The 18,334-nt window shown below is 38.3% G+C and carries 11 protein-coding genes; 9 read left to right on the top strand and 2 right to left on the bottom strand.

Annotation, left to right across the window (positions count from 1 at the left end):
* Both surE and RS893_RS03935 read left to right on the top strand, forming a co-directional pair.
* Entirely contained in the window at positions 1-3,270 is a 3,270-nt protein-coding gene (gene surE, locus RS893_RS03940) for a 5'/3'-nucleotidase SurE (protein WP_315789962.1), read from the top strand.
* Between the two features lie 435 nt (positions 3,271-3,705).
* Positions 3,706-3,891 (top strand): hypothetical protein, encoded by a 186-nt coding sequence (locus RS893_RS03935; protein ID WP_315789961.1) that lies wholly within the window; start codon positions 3,706-3,708, stop codon positions 3,889-3,891.
* Positions 3,892-4,300: 409 nt separating this feature from the next.
* Here the strand turns inward: RS893_RS03935 and RS893_RS03930 are convergent, their stop codons facing one another.
* Positions 4,301-5,791 (bottom strand): hypothetical protein, encoded by a 1,491-nt coding sequence (locus RS893_RS03930; protein ID WP_315789960.1) that lies wholly within the window; start codon positions 5,789-5,791, stop codon positions 4,301-4,303.
* Between the two features lie 183 nt (positions 5,792-5,974).
* Between RS893_RS03930 and RS893_RS03925 the strand changes: the two genes are divergently transcribed.
* Positions 5,975-7,630 (top strand): iron uptake porin, encoded by a 1,656-nt coding sequence (locus RS893_RS03925; RefSeq protein WP_315789959.1) that lies wholly within the window; start codon positions 5,975-5,977, stop codon positions 7,628-7,630.
* Positions 7,631-8,471: 841 nt separating this feature from the next.
* Complete coding sequence (locus RS893_RS03920) at positions 8,472-8,729, top strand: hypothetical protein (RefSeq protein WP_315789958.1); 258 nt, start codon at positions 8,472-8,474, stop codon at positions 8,727-8,729.
* Between the two features lie 189 nt (positions 8,730-8,918).
* Here RS893_RS03920 and RS893_RS03915 read toward each other — a convergent pair whose 3' ends face one another.
* On the bottom strand, positions 8,919-10,142 hold the full coding sequence (locus RS893_RS03915) for a glycosyltransferase family 4 protein (protein ID WP_315789957.1): 1,224 nt from the start codon (positions 10,140-10,142) through the stop codon (positions 8,919-8,921).
* Between the two features lie 241 nt (positions 10,143-10,383).
* Here RS893_RS03915 and RS893_RS03910 point away from each other — a divergent pair, with 241 nt between their 5' ends.
* The 5 genes from RS893_RS03910 to RS893_RS03890 all read left to right on the top strand — a co-directional run bounded on the left by RS893_RS03910 (position 10,384) and on the right by RS893_RS03890 (position 18,242).
* Complete coding sequence (locus RS893_RS03910) at positions 10,384-11,403, top strand: Npun_R2821/Npun_R2822 family protein (protein WP_315789956.1); 1,020 nt, start codon at positions 10,384-10,386, stop codon at positions 11,401-11,403.
* A gap of 110 nt (positions 11,404-11,513) precedes the next feature.
* Positions 11,514-12,461, top strand: coding sequence for a glycosyltransferase family 2 protein (locus tag RS893_RS03905; protein WP_315789955.1), 948 nt, complete (start codon positions 11,514-11,516; stop codon positions 12,459-12,461).
* Positions 12,462-12,678: 217 nt separating this feature from the next.
* Positions 12,679-13,524 carry a transcription factor RcaD gene (locus RS893_RS03900; protein WP_315789954.1) on the top strand — a complete coding sequence of 282 codons (846 nt, stop codon included), beginning with the start codon at positions 12,679-12,681 and terminating at the stop codon, positions 13,522-13,524.
* Positions 13,525-13,582: 58 nt separating this feature from the next.
* Positions 13,583-15,679 (top strand): ATP-binding protein, encoded by a 2,097-nt coding sequence (locus tag RS893_RS03895; protein WP_315789953.1) that lies wholly within the window; start codon positions 13,583-13,585, stop codon positions 15,677-15,679.
* 13 nt (positions 15,680-15,692) lie between these two features.
* Positions 15,693-18,242: a DNA translocase FtsK gene (locus RS893_RS03890; RefSeq protein ID WP_315789952.1), complete on the top strand. Its 2,550-nt coding sequence runs from the start codon at positions 15,693-15,695 to the stop codon at positions 18,240-18,242.
* Positions 18,243-18,334: the final 92 nt, after the last annotated feature.

Genomic DNA, 18,334 nt, shown 5'->3' with positions numbered 1-18,334 from the left:
ATGACTTCTGCTTCTACCCTCTTTTGCTCAAAGTCTGAACCAGATCAAGACACTATAGCTATTGTCGCTCCTACCATAGAAACACCATCAACCATTGATGATGAAGACTTTTTCTCAGGGCAACCTCTCAATATTCTGTTGGTAAACGATGACAGTTACCAGGCAGAAGGCATTAAAGTTCTCTACGAAGCACTTGTAGCAGCTGGACATCATGTCACCTTAGTTGCACCTAAGCAGCAGCAAAGTGGTAAAGGAACCGCTATCGACGCAGACAAAATTTTTCAGCCTACTGAGCTTGTTAACTATGCGGAAAACCAGTGGTATGTTGATGGCACACCAGTTGTAACTACTCTGGCAGGATTAGATTATGTCCTGCAAGATAATCCGCCTGATTTAGTCATTTCTGGGATCAACGAGGGTGAAAACCTCGGTTATGGTGCGATTTCTTCTGGAACACTCAGCGCCGCAGTTATAGCCTTACAAAAGGAAATTCCGGCGATCGCTATCAGTGCAGGCATCAAGTTAGAAGAAGCGAGTCAGGATTATCCTAGCACCCAAGAGGCTTATAAGATCGGTGCTAAGTATGTGATTGATTTAATTGCTCAACTCCAAGAGACTCAAGCGGGTGAAACCCTACTTCCAGAAGGTGTGGGATTAAATGTGAATATCCCTGCTGATCAAGTCGTCAAGGGTGTTTCCTACACTGGTTTTGATCAAGCTACGAGTTTGGCATTACGCTTTGGTGATTTACCCAGTGGAGGACAAAGCTTGTTGTTAACCTCAAAGTCACTCGTGATTGGGGAAGTACCTGAGCTTGATTCTGAAGGCGAGCAATTCTTGGCAGGACGAATTACTGTTACACCCATAGATGGTAATTGGAGTGCTGAGGCAGATCGTCGGGAAGTAATAAGCGATCGCCTTAGTGAGGTGACTATTTTGCCTGTTGTGAAACCACTCAACATTTTGTTGGTGAATGACGACGGCTACCAGGCAGAAGGTATTAAGATTCTCTACGAAGCGCTAGTGGCAGCTGGACACCATGTGACGCTGGTTGCACCTAAGCAACAACAAAGTGGCAAAGGCACTTCTATCAATACAGATCAACTTTTTCAACCGATTGAAGTTATCAACTATGCCGAAAACCAGTGGTATGTAGATAGTACACCAGTTGTCACTACTAAGGCTGGATTAGATTACATTTTGCCAGACAATCCACCAGATTTAGTGATCTCTGGTATTAACCAGGGTGAAAACATTGGTTTGTCGGCTGTGTCGTCAGGAACACTGAGTGCGGCTGTGACTGCTGTTTTAGAAAATGTACCTTCTATTGCTGTCAGTGCAGGTATCAAGTTAGAGGAAGCGCAGCAAAGCTACCCTAGCACTCAGAAAGCATACAAAGTTGGTGCTGAATACATTGTTAACCTGATTGCTCAACTCCAGGCTACCCAAGGAGAGGATGCCAGCATCTTACCCACAGGTATTGGTCTGAATGTCAATATTCCGGCAGTTGATGATATTCAAGGTGTGTCTGTAACAGAGTTTGACCAAGCAACTAGTTTAGGATTTCGTTTTGGCAACCTGCCCCCCATTTTCGGTGAGGGACAGGGCTTGTTATTAGTTCCTGGTACTTCTAGTGACAATCCTAACCCTATTTCTGAAGGTGAGCAATTTTTAGCAGGTTATATTACAGTCACGCCATTCGATGGTGACTGGGGTAGCAAACACAGCGATCGCCAACTGCTGGCGGCAGACTTATCTCAGGTACTCCTTGGTGATGCAGATGACCCTGCTATCTGGGTAAATCCCAATAATTCAGAACAGAGCTTAATTATTGCCACACTTAAAGATGGTGGACTGATTACTTTTAATTTAGATGGTAGTGTCAACCAAGATTTGACAGTCCGTCCCTATGGTGATGAACGCTACAACAACGTAGATTTAATTTACGGCTTTAACCTGAATGGAAAGATAGTGGATCTAGCAATTGCTAGCGATCGCCAAAATGATACTTTAGTGATTTGGGCGATTGACCCGGAAACTCGCCAACTTACCGAAGTTACTGCTGCTGACCTCAGTGATCATACTGCTTCGATATTTGGGATTGATGATGGTGAACAAACTGCCTATGGTGTTGCTACCTATATTAGTCCTAGTTCTGGCGATGCTTACGTATTTGTCAGCCAACGGGAAAATAACCAGATTGCTCAACTAGAACTGATTGCTAACCCAGATGGCACAGTCAGCGCCAAGACTGTCCGTACACTCTCGGTACCTGACAATGAACTAGAGAATCCCCAATTTGAGGGTATGGTTGTTGACCAAGAATTAGGTGATCTCTACGCAGCACAAGAACAACGTGGTATCTGGAAGTTTTTAGCACAACCCAATGCTGATCCGACTGGTGAGTTGATTGAAGCAGTAACACCAGAAGGAAATGTGATTACACCAGATGCAGAAGGTCTGACAATTTATTACGGTGCTAATCGTACGGGATATTTGATCGCTTCTAGTCAAGGTGATAGCACTTTTGCGGTATTTAGGCGTGAAGGTGAAAATGAGTACTTGGGTAGTGTTGTGATTGATAATGGTAATGACATCGATGGAGTGCAAGAATCCGACGGTGCAGCAGTGATTAACACTCCCCTTGGTTCTGAATTCCCTTATGGTTTGTTAGTAGTGCATGACGGTAACAACGAACCACCTGTGCTAGTAGAAGATGACGGGGAAATTGAAAATATTAATACCAACTTCAAGTATATAGACTGGCGTGAATTTGCGATCGCCTTTGAGAACCCTTTAGACATTGATCCCATCAGCTACGATCCTCGCCATCCCGGTTCAAATTTTTTAATTACAGCCAATATACTAGGAACCGATGAGGACGATCGCTTGTTTGGAAGAAAAATCAATGAAAGACTACTAGGCGAAGCAGGTAACGATTTGCTCTTTGGCTATGCTGGTAATGACATTCTCTTAGGTGGAGATGGTAACGATTTCCTCAATGGCGGCAAAGGAGATGATACATTGAGTGGAGGCGATGACCGAGATGTGTTTTTCTTATCCCTAGAGCAAAGTCAAGATGTGATTACTGACTTTACCGTCGGCGAAGATTTACTCGCTTTGTCAAAAGGACTCACCTTCAGTAATCTAGCGATCGCTCAAGATCATAACAATACTCTAATTAGTATCGCTGGCAATTGTGACATTCTAGCTACTCTGACTGGTGTTCAGGCAAATACCATCACTCGTGGAAGTTTTATAACTCTTTAGTGGTTAGTTGTTGGTTGTTGATTGTTGGTGGTTGGTAGTTAGTAGTTAGTGGTGAGTCAGCGACTCTTACGCAGGGGGTTCCTCCCCCAACCCCAAAGGGGACCCCGAGCCCCCATGAGCGACTGACGAACCCGTAGACGCGCAAGCGTCTTCTCAAAAGAGTAGGGTTAGTGGTTGATTAATACTTACTTCTCATACCCCACCCTACGGGAAGCCGCTGACACGTCTACACACTCCTCACACTCCCCACACTCCCCATTGCCCCACCCCAATCCCTAAGGAACAAAGTGATTTTTTTACTGTCATTAACTACACATTTAAAAGTGAATTACAAGGGCAAGGAAAAATTATACAATTTTTTAACAATTCTTTAAACTTGCCTATTATAATATCTCTAATGGTGTGAGTTATAAGTTACGGGTGATTTTGTAAGCAATGTCTACATCTGGTATTTCTGAACGTGAATCCCATGCTGCTTGGGCAACAAAGCTAGAGAAGTGTTTTAATCAAGTAGATCAACAAGTCAAATTTATGCACTTGCAGGCAGAAGTAGACTGTCTACTACAGCAGTTGCAACACTTAAAAATGCAAAAATTAGCAGCCATTGATAAAGAAAAATAGACAGTATCTCAAAAACAAAACTTGTCATAGACAAGTGCTGTTAGAGGTGTCAGTATTAAAGTGTGACTCTGGGTAACAAGTGTAACCAGGCAGTATCCTAATTCTTAGTAATTGGCATTCTCTAGCAGTGATGTAATTGATTTAGGAATTGTAAGTTTGGCGATCGCTACTAAAAAAGATTGAGAATTTTTTCTGATAGTTCTATACTCTATTCACTAAACAATTCAGTTACCAGTGATATAAAGTTCTGTTAATTACTTGTCATAAAAACCTCACAAGAACAGCCCCTCTCCGTGAGTTCACCAGAGGGGTGCCGCAGGCGGGGTGAGGTTAAACGAGAATTATAAGTAATTATGCGAACTTGATATTACTCATAGTGAAAAGCTAACTATTAATAACTGTTCACTGCTCACTGTTCACTGATCACCTGTGCTAGCAGACTTTGAATGTAAGCTAGTGATTCTTTAGTGATTTGAGTTTGCCCTTGTAAGAAAGTGTTAGCACGTTCTTGTCCTTGCTGAACTGCTATTATTAATGCTCCCCATGCTTGCACTTCTGGCCGCTTAGGATTGACCTGTAATGCTGTTTCGACGCGATTCCATAATCTTCCTTTATCTGCCTTAAGCAAAATGGCAATTTCTTGGGCATTTTGTGGTGATGCCTCAAATACTTGTAAAGCTTTTCCCCAGCGACCGTCTATTAAATCTGCCAGTACTTGTTGACTGGGACTTGCCCAAGTTGTATCTGCTTGCGTTTTGGTCAGTTGAGAGTGTAGGCGAATCATATCAATTTGTGTCTGTGCTGCTGCTGGCAATTTGTCCCGGCGTTGTTTTTGGATGAATTGCAACCATTCCCAAGCTGGTGTCCATAATCCGCTGTTAGCGATCAAAAGGGCGTCTTGGTAAGCGGAATCGTTGAGGGCGGGTGGTTGCAGGGAAATTTTTTCTAATTGGATAGGGTTGAGGACAAAGTTGGATGGTTTAACTTGATAGATATGTAGTTGGGGTTCCAAACCTACTGTTTGATCTACAATTAATTCTTTTGTACCACCACCAGTTACCTGCTGCCATTTTGGGAGTTGTCCAGCAGGGCTTGTCCAAGACAACATCAGTTGTAGGTTGGTGCGTTTGGGGTTGTAGTGAAAAATGTAACCGTAGGCGATCGCTTGTGATTCTTGCTGGTGCTTACCCTGTGCATAAAGCCAGATACCAGAAGATGATGTCTCACCTTCCAAGCGTCCTATTTCACTGACTGGAAAAGTAACACTGGAACCTTGGTTTTCAGATGTAGCATCAACAGAGGGAGAAACGACAAATGATTCTTCTAGTCCAGTGATGGATAGTTGAGTTGCCAGAGTGTAGTATTTTTCAGCTTTTGATTTTAGTTCTAAGTTTTGTGAACGTTGATAAACCCTCAGTTCCACAATTTCTCGGCAATCTGATTGACAATTATGAGCTTGTTTGAAAACTGGGAGTAAAAAAGTTGCTGTTTGATCGCTTTCTAAAGGGATGATATCTCCGGCAATAGTACCTTGTTGTTCCAGATCAGATTGAATTTGTGGCAAGGTTTGGGGATTTTCGTCGTGGCTAAGAGATTTTACCCATGCAGGCAAAAATTTATTTATCCAAGTGACTTTATCAGGATTGATCATCAATTCGATACTAACCCAAGCAAAAGCCACGACTAAGCAAGCGCTGCCTAGTAAAATGGCGATCGCTAATTTTGATGCTAATCCCGAGGAAGTTTTCCTAGTCTTAACTTTTCGACGCAGAACCGGACGTCCAGCTTGTTGAGAATTTTCTGCGGGAAGTTGGGATGTTTTAATGATTTTCTTAGCTTTTTTAACAATTCGTTTTTTACTTGTGTTGGCAGCAGATGGTTTTGGTGGGCGGTTAACCATACTTTTAGTTTCAGTAATAATAGCGAGATTTTTGATGAGTTTTTTATTTTATACTCGCGTTCTTAAGGAATTGCCTAGAAATAATAGTGTAAATTTGTACAAATAAGTGATTTTACGAATGACGTTAAAAAGATATTTTGAATAAGCTCTATCGTTGAGAGTGTGGGAGCGAAGTTTAAAAAGTTGAACGAAACTCAAAGTAGGGTAATTGCGTACTTATTAGTAGCGGTGGTCAACGGATTACCAATACCAGCGATCGCTATTTCCACAGACAAAACCGGAGAACCTACAGAGAGTTTTTCTACTAGTTCTCCTGCTTCCCTTGATGATCCGATGGCACAAGTGAGATCAGTATCTCAACTGCGAGATGTCCAATCTACAGATTGGGCATTCGGTACATTGCAATCTTTAGTAGAAAGATATGGTTGCATTGCAGGTTATCCCAACGGAACTTATCGTGGCGATCATCCCCTCACCCGTTATGAATTTGCTGCTGGGTTGAATGCTTGCTTAGATTGGATAAATGAATTTATCGCCGCAGCCACGAGTGATTCAGTCACTCGCGAAGATTTAATTACTTTAGAAAAATTACAAGCAGAATTTGCTACAGAATTAGCTGCTGTACGAGGTCGAGTGAATAATTTAGAAGCCCGTACTGCCGAAATTACTGCGAATCAATTCTCCACAACAACCAAACTAAGTGGTTTTACCATAGTTAGTATTCAAGCACGCACTGACAGCCGTGCTGATCTTAATCCTAGAGATGGGAAAAAAGATACAGATGATGTTGGTACAAATATCAATCTCATCAACTTTAGCCAGCTATACTTAACTAGTCAATTCACTCCTAATAGTTATCTATTGACAAGTCTGATAGCAGGTAATGGTTCGACAGCACCCAGATTAAGCAATGACGTTTATCTTGGCTACGAATACCCCACAAATAATCAGTTAAGTATATATGATTTAAATTTTCACTGGCTTGTCGCTGATAACTTAGCGATTATGGCAGGACCCCAAGGTATAAATATGCCCAATGCTTTCCGTGGCCCTAATCGAGCCGAAAGTGGAGCAATAGGGCCATTGTCATATTTTGCCCAAAGGAACCCAATTTTAGATATCGGGTTCAACGGGGGTGGTATTGCTGTTGATTGGCAATTTGCCAAACGTGCTAGTTTACAGGCTCTTTATACGAGTAACACACCAGCAAATCCTGGCAAACGCAGTGGTTTGTTTGATGGCAACACCACCACTGGCGTGCAATTATTACTGACACCGTCTAACAGTTTTGATGTCAGTTTGTATTACGTGAATAATTACTCTGCGGATGGATGTTTGCTTACTTACTTAGGTGATGATTGCCTAACAGCAGTTAACCCCAATACAGATAAATCAGAACCATTACAAACTAATGCTGTTGGTACTTCTATCAATTGGCAAATCTCACCTCAGTTGACTTTAGGTGGTTGGCTTGGTTATACCAATTCTTACATTCCAGGCAAATCAGGAAATGTAGAAACTACAAATTACATGGTGTATCTCAATTTCCCTGATTTATTTGCCAAAGGTAATTTGGGTGGAATTTATTTTGGACAGCCTCCCAAAATTACAAGTAGTGATTTACCAGTAGGAAACAATGTCCCTGATTATATAAATACAGGTTTAGGGCGTCCTGGGGGTCAGCCAGGAACAACCCATCACCTCGAAGCTTTCTACCGCTTCCAAGTAACGGATAACATCAGCATCACACCAGGAATCATTCACATCTGGGAACCTGGCCATACTCCAGATAGTGACTCAATTACAATAGGCGTGCTGCGAACTAGTTTCACTTTTTAGGTAGAAACTAGAAACGATGAAATTAATTTATATTCTTGAAGAAGGCAGAAGTACGGAGGCAGAGGAGGCGTGGGTTGCAAAGCTGCGGGCGAACAAAGAACGCCGTGGCAGAAGGGAATTAAAGGGGGATACCACCGGACACGCCGCTTTGCGTCTTGTGATCCCCAGGAACATTGCAGACCAGTAAATCTTCGATTTACTGGGGGTCTTAAACCCATTTGGCAGAGGGTATAGATGGCTCAATCACGAACGAAAACTTTAGATCTTCGCATAGCTGCCATCTGCCATCTGCCCGAAGCCTTTCTTGATAAAAAGTTCATAAAAATCTCTATGTTTTAGCAAAACTTACGAAGGAATAATCTTTTCTACCAGCAAAAAATAAATTTCAGATCTCCGAGAAATTTCTCTTGTTGAAACTATTCCAAAAAATATAAATTATTGGATAGTTGTTGAGCTATTTATCACAACATATTTCTTATAGGTGTATCTATTAAACAAGATAGTCTAGCTCGGCTGGAGACAAAAAGACTATTCAATTCAATAACTAGACATAAATAAATATAGCTATTAGCGTGAGTAGTTAGTTTGCCAAGAATTTTAATTCTTAACTTATGGTTGAATCCGTCTAAAGATGTTTGAAAAGCTTTTTAACAAAGTATGAGCTTGGAAATTAATTTCTGGGCGGGTGATGCCAAGAATGAAATAGTTCTATAACTACTAACTACTAACGATACTTTTATTTATGTCTACATTTTAAACACTTTTTGTAAAAAGCTTATTTAGTCAGATGTGTCAATATTTCTGTAGTTTACTAGGTATATTCCTGGTCACTAGTTGTACTATGTTGGTTATTCCTTGCCAAGCTCAAAATCTCCAAGATTTTCATCAAGAAAAGACAAATTTAATGCCTGCATCATTGCAATCTAATACTGCTACTAATGTAAATATAAAATCTAACTTAGATAATAGTGATGATTCGAGCAATAATCAAATAAACGTGATTTCTGAGTCAACTAATAATGAAGTAGTTACTACTAAACCTAATTCACGCATTCCCATATCTAGTAGAATATTTGCTGCGCCTTCAATGAAACAATAATTGAAGGAGGCAAAAGGGAATTAGTGGGATTTTAATTGCCCACTAATTGTAGGCGCTAAATCTATTCGCGAAAAGAAATAAAAATATTTTTTTCATCCAATAAGCGCTAGAAAAATATGTCTATTTCAAATCCTCTTAATTTATTTATGGGGATTTTTCTGTTGTTTTTGTCTAGTAAGCTATTCCCTTTTAAGGCAATTTTTCAATACATATTTGCTCGTAGCGTTTACCTGCGCTTTCCCAAGTGAATTCATTTTCTATCAATTGTCTACCGTTGGAAGATAATTCATCCCGTAGTTGTGAGTTACTAAATAGGTGACTAATGGCACTAATATATTCAGCTGGATGATTTGCTCGTAGTGCAGTGAGTGGAACATTTGCGCCGTCTACAGCTAATCCTTCTAAACCGCGATCGCTTGCGACTACTGGGATGCCAGCTGCCATTGCCTCTAAGGTTTTATTTTTAATCCCGAATCCTGTCCGCATCGGTACAACACAGACAGTGGCTTTGTGCAAATACTCTACCATTGAAGGCACACGTCCAGTCACAGTAATTCCTGGTTTTGCTTGCAGTGCCAAAACCTCCGGTACAGGACGAGAACCAACAATATCAAAAGTTGTATCTGGATAACGTTCTTGAACTTTTGGTAAAACTTCGTTGCTAAAAAAGCAGACGGCATCAATATTTGCTAAATTATCCATTGCACCGATAAAAACTAAACGGTGTCCTGTCGGATCACTAATGCGATAGGGAAATGATTCTAAATCCACACCATTAGGAATTATGGTAATCTCAGCATTAGGATTGAACTGTTGCAGTTGAATTTGATCTTCTTGTGTAGTCGCTACAATTGCTGAAAATTTAGAGCAGTAGTGTTGTTCGTAACGTCGTAACAAAGGTAAGTTTATTCTATCTCGCCAAGGATTTTCAGAAATACCAATTTCTAGTTGGTTGCGGCAGGTTCCATAAACAGAACTATGCACATTAACTATAGTTCTTACCTGTTTTTTAAAATGAGGTTTTATATAGATTTCATTGGCACTATGTTCGCAGGTAATAACATCACATTTTCCTGCCTGTACAAAATTATCAATCCATTCTTGCATTTCCCCACAATAGCGGTTTAAGATACTCGGTGGAATTCCATCTTGTACAAAACTAATAAATCGTTGAATTTTCTTTACTACACTGCCACTAGTTCCTAAATCAGGAGGACGCTTAAAAACAACTAAATTCTTTACCCAATTTTGTAAGTCTGTAATTTCTGCATCTGTGACATCAGCTTCCCGTTGAGTGACAAGAGTAATAGCATGGCGTTGATGAAGATACTTGAGTAAGTTAAACGTTCGCACTTGGGTTCCTCCCCGCGTTGGCGGATAAGGAAAAGTGGAAGATAACATCAAAATGTTCATAAAGGAATTTAGTTGGGAATAATATTGACAAGTACAGTGATGTATATAGAATGACCTGTTGGTGTATTTTATGTCATCATCTAGAACTCTATGTATTTAAACTGACTTGAAAGTCACCTCTCTCAGTCCTATCGGACACCCCTCTTCTTGACAAGGAGAGGGGTGAGGTTTTTCATTTGTATTCAGCTATACAGTTCATGACCACTACTTAATAACTTCAATATCAAGATAATTGATCAGTATGAAAACAGTTGGTATTTATACTCTTGCTAATGATGCTGTTTATGACCAGTTGGTTGCATTATTAAATAGCATTGAAAGAAATATTAGTCCAGAGATCCCAGTTTGTATTATTCCCTATAATCAACAATTAGAGCTAATTGCAAAAGAAATTAAGTCTAGACCAAATGTTAGTCTTTTTGAGAATTGGGAGACAATTCAGCGTTGGGATGATTTTGTCAATCAAGTGTGGGATGCTCATCCAAGAACTCAAGAATCTCAGTTAACCCGTCCTGGCTGGTATAAAGGTTTTGTTCATAGAAAATTCGCTGCATTTGATGGAGATTTTGAAAAGTTCATATTTTATGATGCCGACAGCTTAGTAATGAAACCAATTGATGATGTCTTAATCAAACTAGACACTTACGATTTAGTTTTTGATGATTGGGAACATGCCAAGCCTGAAGCTGCTACAGATATTAATCTTGAACTTGCCCAACGTGCAACTAATATTGCAAAAGCTCAATTACGTTCTAGAATTCATTGCAATAGTTTTTTTGGTTCCCACCAGGGACTCTTTGGAATTGATCAATTAAATAATCTGATGCACCACCTGATTGAAAAAAGAGAAGTTGAATGGATAAATAAAAAATTTTGGTGGTCAAGTTCAGCTTTATTTAATTACATGACGATAGATGGCAAGTACTCTATTTTTAACTATACTCTTAGCCCTAACGGTGAAGACAAAACAGGTAATTGTGCTAATGCAGATTTATTTGTCAATATTGACAATATCCTTTACAACCAAGAGGGATTAAAACCTATTCATCGGATTCACTATATGAGCTACCCTGCCAGTGATTTTGCCCGTTTGTGTCGTGGTGAAGATGTTAATATTTGCTATCGAGAAGAATTTTTATATTATCGATTTCTCAAACAACCAAAGCAGAAACCACAGCAACTAAAACCGCCAACTGTAACAGCAAAGACTAATCGATTAATTAAAAGGGTGATGAAGAAAATTAAAAGAACGATTGCTTGATTTGCTTAGGAGAGATCATGGCTGAGAAAAAATTGATGAATCGAATACCAATGCACACAGATTAACACCGATTAAGTTGCTAGTTAGTATTTTTTATATTATAAAAAAATATGCCAAAAATCAGTATTTGTATTCCAACTTTTAACCGAGTTAAGCTTTTACCTTTTGCTATTGACAGTGTACTACAGCAAACTTATCAAGACTTAGAATTAATTATCTGTGATGATGGTTCTCGTGATGGTACACCCAAATTAATCTCGCAATACACAGATAGCCGCATTAGATATATTCGCCACTCGCAAAATATCGGTAAAAGCAATAATATGCGCTCTGGGTTTGAGGCTGCTACAGGTGAATATTTTATCAAATTTGATGATGATGATAGATTAACACCAGATTTTTTAGTACGTACTGCAACCATTTTAGATCAAGACCATAGCATTGATTTTGTTAGTACTGACCATTGGATTATTAATATTGACAATATTAAAGATGAAGTCAAAACTCAAGACAATTCTCGTCGCTGGGGTAGAGCAAATTTATCAGCAGGTGTTGTAAATAATTTATTAGAAGTAGTATTTATTCAACAAAGTTTTCAAATTGGTGCAACTTTATTTCGTCGCCAAACTTTGTCAGAGTTAGAGTTTATGCAACCTAATTGGCAAAATTGCGAGGACAATGATTTATTTGTGCGGCTCGCTTTAGCAGGTAAAAAAGGTTATTATTTACCAGAATTGTTGATGGAATATCGCGTACATGCAGAACAGCAAGGAATCAATCGTGCTATTCCTTATTTGCAGGATAAATTGCGGTATTTAAGTAGTTATAAATTTGAGTCAGATAAGTTAGAGAAAGTTAGGTTACAGCGTCTTGCAGAAACACAGTTGTTCTTAGGTTTGCGGTTGATTGAAAAGGGAGAAGTTAAAAAAGGTAGAGAGTTAGTTTTTGCCGGTAAGTCTTTTTCTGTTGCTAAAGCGTGGACTGGGTTATGGTTATCGTTTTTACCTGGGGGTGTGAGGGGAAAGGCGTTTGAAGTATTGCGACAGGTACGGGGGTAGTAAGGGGGACAAGGGAGACAAGGAAGACAAGGGAGACAAGGGAAGGGGAAAATCGCCTTGAGTAAAAAATTGGATAGTTTATTTTTTGGACTCACCTAAAGAAAGAATACAGCACTTTGCCTGATTGCATTAATTCTCGCTACGATGGAGTAGGTGTGTCAATTATAGCCATTTTAGCTAGAGTAGTGCTGATTCAGACACAGGTAAGATTACCCGCATGGATACTAATGAATTAAAGTTCTTACTAAAGCTGTTAGGATGTTCTAACTATCGAGCAAGCCTTAGTGGTAGTGTTTTCAAAACCTTTAAAGGTAAAGATAATATATGTCGAGATTTAGGCGATCGCAATCTAGTAGACTTTTCGCGTGAGACTGCCACAGTCAAGATTTTATCGCCTGGTCAAGCACTATTGAAACTTGATCCAGCCGAATTACCGATTACAGATAAAGAACGTAAAGTTTTAGAGAAGCTAAGTAAAACTTCAGGCAAAATCACTCCTAGTAAGATTACTTCACTCAAAGCCGCAGAAAGAGACACAATATTGAAAACTTTAAGCGATCGCGGATTAATTGAAGTTGAACTTAAAATCAAAAGAACGAAACCTGAGGTTTGGCTGACTGAACGTGGAATAGAATTTTTACGAGATGACTACAGTCCCAAAGGTGCTGCAAACATTAGCTTGGATCTACTAAATAATTACGTGCGCTTTCTGCGAAAAACTTTGAGAGTTAAACCAGAACAAGTCTCTACTTCAGCTGTTCACAGTACAGAGTCAGGTGTTGAGACGATTATCAATATCACTGACGAAGAAATTTTACAAACTATCCAGAAATTAGATAAAGAGCTTGGTACTGATAATTATTTGCCAATTTACCATTTGCGGCAAAAGTTGCAACCGCCATTGTCACGGGATGAGTTGGATAAGGCGCTGTATCGGTTACAAAGGAATGATCAAATTGAGTTTAGCACCCTATTAGATCCAAAACCTTATACTCCAGAACAAGTTGATGCTGGAATTCAACAAAATGTAGGTGGTTCGCTGTTTTTTATCAGTGTTAACTAGCAATCATTACTGCAATTTTACACATAATTGAAGTTCGCTCTCTCATCAAAATTTAAGTATGGCATCAATCAACGAAATTATTCAACGTGAGGTTAACCCGTTTGACCTAGTAAATTTGAAAACAGGTAATTTTTGGACTGAACATCAAGACTTCAAATCTGTGGTTGAATCTATTCATCAAGAAGCAATCAATGAGATTGAAGAATTATTACAATTAGTGACGATAGACCATCGCAGTCGTACTGTATTGCTGATAGGTGATTCGGGTTCTGGCAAAAGTTATTTACTAGGTAGACTCAAGCATAAATTTAATCCTAAAGCTTTTTTTGCTTATATTGGCCCTTGGGCTGAAAATGACTATATATGGCGACATGTTTTGCGCTATACGGTTGATAGTTTAATCAAAGTACCAAATGGTCAGCAAGAATCTCAACTGATACTTTGGCTAAAGAGCTTATCTGCTTTTATTAATAAAAATGATAACATCTGGAAATTGTTACTGAATGATCGCCAAAAATTTATCAAGCATCTTAAGGATAACTACCAACAGGCAGGTATTTATAATCCTGAGGTTTTTTTCGGAGTGCTACACGACTTGACAAATCCTGAACTTTATACCATAGCGTGCGAGTGGTTAAAAGGAGATGATATCAGTGAAGAATCAATGCAAGCTTTAAGAGTGAAATACTGTATTGATACTGAGGATGCAGCAAAAAATATATTAGCTAATTTTGGTAAAATTTCCACTGATACTCAACCAATAGTTTTATGCTTTGATCAAGTTGAAGCATCAATAAATTTTAATTCAAATTCTCAACTTATTTTTAATATTAATACTACTATTCACAACGACAATCTCAAAAATTTTTTAATAATTATCAGCATAGTTAAGGATAACTGGATACGCTGCAAAAACTATATTTTACAATCAGACAAAGCTCGTATTGACAGGTTAGTATCACTCAAACCTATTAATTTAGATCAAGCAGAATCGCTTTGGGCTGATAAATTACAATCACTACATCAAAAAGCAAACCCTAAACCGAATTCACCTATTTTTCCCTTAACTCAGCAATTATTGGAGGCAAATTTTCCTGGTGGTAAAACAATGCCAAGGAATGCTCTAATCTTGGGTAGATTAGAGTATCAAAAATACAAAATTTTATTAGGAAATACCAAAGTAAAAATTCCTACTAAGCATCAAACAAATTATTCATCTACCAAAACATTACAAAATAATAATCAGCCAGTTATTACACTCGTAAATCAAGACTCTGATAGAATAATTGATATATCAAATCGAGAAAGAATCATAGCTGAATTTCAACTTCTATGGCAGCAGGAATTTAAGAAAACTCAAAGTAAAATAGGAAAAATATCTCTTTTACCAGCAACTGACTTAATCAAGATGGTGCAAGAAGTTTTAGAGGCATTACAAGTACAATCGATTAAGCCAAAACTGCTCAAAGGTAAATATGCTAGCTATTCCTTAAGTTATCAAGCACCTGATAAACAAGACAAAGTAGGAATAGTGTGGACAGAAGATGCTAATATGACAAGTTTTTTCAATATAATGAATGCTTGTCAAAAAGCAATTCAAGAAAATATTTGTAAAAAACTATATTTGATTAGAATCAACACGGTAGGAAACACAAAACTGGTTGGTTATAAAATCTATAATCAAATTTTCAAAGGAACCAATCATCATCACATTAAACCAAATCTTGCTTCAGTTCATTACTTAGCAACATACGATAGTTTAGTAAATTCTGCGATCGCTCAGGAATTGGTGCTTGGTGGTAATACTATTACTTTACAAGAACTACAATCTTTAACTCGTGAAACTAAAATTTTAAATAAATGTGCTTTATTGCAGGATTTAGGAATTATTTCTCAACAAGGTTCTGATACTGTTGATAGAAACGGCAAAAAAGATTTGCGACCAGTTAAAGATTTTATGCTAAATTTAGTCAAAACTCAAAGCTATATGGGAGTAGCAACTTTAATTTCCCAGTCTGTTGCTCAGTTTCCTGAAGTAGAAGAAACTGATCTTCAACTCTTGATTGATTTATTATGTCAGGAACAAAAAGTAAAAATTATCAATCCTAAAGCTAAGTTACAAGACCGATTAATTTGTTTAGTCAATAAAATATAATTAATGTTTAGCCATGCAGTACCTGAAAGAACCTACTGAAATCAGGATGCAAATAGCAAAATTTGCCCTGGCTAAAACACTATGGTTAGATACAGAAGTTGCAGATTGGCAAACTTCTGATCCAAAATTGTCATTAATTCAGATACTGATAGAACCTAGAGATTTGACAGGAAAATTTACTTATATTCTTGATGTGTTGCATCAGCCTGATTTGGTTTTATTTTTTATTAACCAAATCATGATTAATCCCAAAGTTGAAAAAATATTTCATAATGCTAGTTTTGATTTAAAGTATTTAGGTGGAAATTCTGCACAGAATGTTACTTGTACTCTGAAAATAGCAAGAAGGATTAAAAAAGATATTTTAAAAGTATCTAACTTGCAACTCAAAACTTTAGCTACTGAATTATGTCACTTTTGTGATGTCAACAAGGAAGAACAGGGAAGTGACTGGGGAAAGCGTCCTTTGACGGAAAAGCAGCTACATTATGCCGCAATGGATACAGTGTACCTAGCTGCTGTGCATCAATATTTATTAAAAATTTTAAATCATAATACTGTCAGTAATATTTTTGCTCATATGCCTAACACCTCAAAGCACTCAAAAGATGTATCTGAAAATTTATCTTTATCTGCTACTAAAGTTAGAGTTGCTTTTGAGTGTCCTCGCCTATTTTATTTGCATCAGCATTTTGGCGGCAATAGCTTATTTATACCATCAGATAATAAACTTGGTATTGGTAATGTATTTCATTATTTAGCTGATGAATTCATTAATTTAGCTACTGATGAACCAAAATTTAAAGAATTATTTCAACTTGGTGTATCCCAATTAAAGGTAGAGGAAATAGCCTCTACCATGCAGCAGCTTTTTTATCAACTCAAATTTTCTGCTTATTTAGAAAAAGCTGTTGCTAAAGATGTCAACCAAGCACAGCCATTATTAAATGTTTGGCAAGGATTACAAGGACTAATCAAACGCTTCGCAGAAATACTTGTAGTCAATCGTCGCTATTGTAGTGCAGAAAAGCTGATGAGTAACACTTTTATCTCAGAAGGACGTAAGCTTGAACATTATTTTGATCTACCTGATGAAAGCAAACAAAAAGTAGTAGGAGAATTTGATTGCTTAGTTTTCAACTTTGAACTCAAGCGCCTTTGTGTAGTTGAATTCAAAACTTATCAGCCTGTAGATCCGTCAGCACAATTAGCGCAAGTTGCACTTTATAGTTACATGCTGTGGCAAAAGAAGAAAGTACCTGTAGATTCAGCAGTATATTGTGTTTTGCCAGAATTTAAAGAGTATAAATATACCTGGGAAGAACTAGAAAATACAGTTCATAGGCTGATTCCTTATAAATTACAACAAATGCAACAATGGTTGACTTGGGAACCACCTCATCCTAATCCACCACCACCGACAACTCAGCCTCACCTGTGTGAAATTTGTCCTCAAAAACAAAAATGTCAAACTTATTTTGTTTCAACAGATATCTCTTCTATAAAGAATAGCCAGGAATCTGTTAATGCTGATGCAATTGCTGAAGAATTGGTTGCAACTCTGCAATCTTTTAAAATCAAAGTTGATTACCAAGGTGCGGCTGTTGGTTCAGCTTTTATTCGTGTGAAGCTGAAACCTCATTTAGGCGTAAGCGTTAACTCGATTTTGCGTTTATCTAAAGATTTACAAGTGCAGTTGGGGTTAGCAGATCCTCCCTTCATTGCACCTCAAGCTGGTTATGTCAGTGTTGATTTACCTCGTTGCGATAGACAAGTTGCGAAGTTTGCAGATTATATCAAGCCACAAGTTTTACCTGCTACAGCACCAGTGAAAATTGCCATTGGGGTAAATTTGGAAGGACAATTAGTAGAGGCTGATTTATCTGATCCGAATACTTGTCATTTTTTGGTTGGGGGTACGACAGGAAGTGGTAAAAGTGAATTTTTGCGATCGCTTCTCCTCAGTCTCATTATTCGTCATTCACCCAAACACCTAAAAATTGCTCTTGTTGATCCCAAACGGGTGACGTTTCCCGAGTTTGAGGAAATGCAGTGGTTGTATGCGCCTGTTGTCAAAGAAAGCGATCGCGCTATTGAATTAATGGATGAACTGGTAACAGAAATGGAATTGCGTTACCAACACTTTGAACAAGCTAGGTGTGCTGATCTAACTACATACAATCAAACTTCTCGTCAGTCTTTACCTCGAATAGTCTGTATTTTTGATGAATACGCCGATTTGATGGCAGAAAAAGAAACCCGCACAGCACTAGAGCAATATATTAAACGATTAGGTGCAAAGGCAAGAGCCGCTGGAATTCATCTAATTATTGCTACTCAACGTCCCGAAGCTAAAATAGTCACTCCCATAATACGCTCAAATTTACCAGGGAGAGTAGCCTTACGTACTGCTAGTGAAGCAGATTCAAAAATTATTCTGGGAGGTACAGAAACAACAGCCGCATATCTATTAGGAAAAGGTGATTTACTTTACCAAAATGCTTCTAAACTACAACGCTTACAAAGTTTATTTGCTAGTAATATTCAAATTCCTTCTACATAAACCAAAACCACCCCTCGCTGGTATAATGCAGACTGCTCAACCAAGAATAATTTTTGCAAATCGGAAAATCTTAAAATAACCGAAAGTTTTCA

This window comes from Fischerella sp. JS2 (assembly GCF_032393985.1).
Lineage (GTDB): Bacteria > Cyanobacteriota > Cyanobacteriia > Cyanobacteriales > Nostocaceae > Fischerella.
Note: the sequence above shows the minus strand (reverse complement) of the source record. Positions and strands in the feature narration are given on the sequence as shown.